The organism is uncultured Blautia sp. (genome assembly GCF_902497045.1).
Lineage (GTDB): Bacteria > Bacillota > Clostridia > Lachnospirales > Lachnospiraceae > Blautia_A.
In genome coordinates, this window is the sequence record NZ_CABVDF010000369.1 from 1 (window position 1) to 1,632 (window position 1,632).

The following is a 1,632-nucleotide window of genomic DNA, read 5'->3' on the forward strand; positions in this document are numbered from 1 at the left end:
ACTATAAGGCCAGTTATTTTTATGACAGCATCCATTCACATTTTTTTAATCTGAATGCCCTGCCTTATTTTATTGTAACTTCCCGGTATGCAGTTTCATTTTCCTCAGATTATCAGTATGGTATTTTTTACAGTGATCCGGAGATTGTATCCCAGTTCTGGAACATATTTAACAGTTTCCAGAATAAATGTATTCCGCTTTTTCAGGTCTTCCACCTGACTCCAGCTAATGCACATATGCTGCAGAATATTTCTCTGCCTTCTTCCTCCAGCTATCTTTTGCTGCCGGAAGCATGCTTTACTCCGTTTATTTCTGATGAAATCCTGGCACATGCTCTTTCTCCTGAGATTTCTGATCGTAATAAACTGCTAAATTTCTTCAGTACATTTTTTAAATATACCTTGAATAATCTCGAAAATATGCATGTATATTTTACAAAAAAAGGAATCCGCCGCTTTGCAGAAACAGGGCTTTTAAGAGAAATTCCTTCTGACTTTTATCGTCCGTTCCTTCCTTCCGAACGGCTGGACATGCTTCAAAAGCTCCTTTACACCTGCAGTCAGGAAAACTACCGTATGCTGAAGCAGCCCTTGGAACAGCTTCCAGTTAATCTGCATCTTTGTGTCAATGAAACCATGGGCTATTTCTCCTTTAACAATACAGAAGATCAGACTACCTATCTTATTTTTAATGAAACAGGGCTTTTGTCTGTTTTTCTTGATTATCTGGAATCACTCCAGGATTCTTCTTTTTATACATCAGAAGAAACCTGTAACTTTATTAAACATGAAATTGATAATCTGCAGTATCAGCAGCTGTGCAGTAAAAGAAAAAGTATTGCTGCACCACACCAAAAAGGAGTATCCGTATGAGTATCATGAACACATTTACCGGTCTTCAGTTTAATCCATTAACAATGACTGTCCAGGACGTTTCCCTGGAAGACATCGCGCATGCCCTAAGCTTTTTATGCCGGGGCGGCGGTCAGACGCTGTTTTTCTATTCTGTGGCCCAGCACTCACTGAACTGTGCCAGAGAAGCCTATGCCCGGGGATGGTCTGAACGGATGATCCTTGCCTGCCTTCTCCATGATGCAAGCGAGGCTTATATTTCAGATATCATCCGTCCGGTAAAAGTACATCTGACTAATTATCTGGAAATTGAAGAAGGGATCATGAATGTCATCTGGAAAAAATTCAATCTGGAGGATCTGTCTGCTGAGGAACATTCCATGTGGAGGCAGATTGACAACGATATTCTTTCTGCAGAGCTTCCGGTTCTTTTTCCTGGCGAAAAAAAACACAGATCTGCGGCGCTTCACTCTTCCCCGGATCTCATTGAGCATCCTTTTCGTGATATAGAAACACGATTTCTTAAAGCTGCTCATACTCTCGGCATTTCATAATTTCAGTCCATCTGTGCTTATATAAAAAGAGCTGTGCAGAAAGTCTTTCCTGTCCAGCTCTTTTTACTATGTATTCAATTGTCCGATGTTTTTATTTTATCTTTACGATATAAGTACCGGAATTAAGATCCCTGAATACAGTTTCTCCCAAACCGGAAAGAAGATCGTTATTCAGGTTCTCTCCATATTTTTCTCTTTCACAGGCTCCTGTAAAAGAGAAAAATATG

Annotated in this window: 2 protein-coding genes; both read left to right on the top strand. The window is 40.0% G+C overall.

What is annotated here, in order from left to right:
• On the top strand, positions 1-872 hold an 872-nt coding region (locus tag RDS42_RS14765; protein WP_308784316.1), incomplete at its 5' end, for a hypothetical protein.
• Positions 869-1,405: a phosphohydrolase gene (locus tag RDS42_RS14770; protein WP_308784317.1), complete on the top strand. Its 537-nt coding sequence runs from the start codon at positions 869-871 to the stop codon at positions 1,403-1,405. The genes RDS42_RS14765 and RDS42_RS14770, both read left to right, overlap by 4 nt.
• Positions 1,406-1,632: the final 227 nt, after the last annotated feature.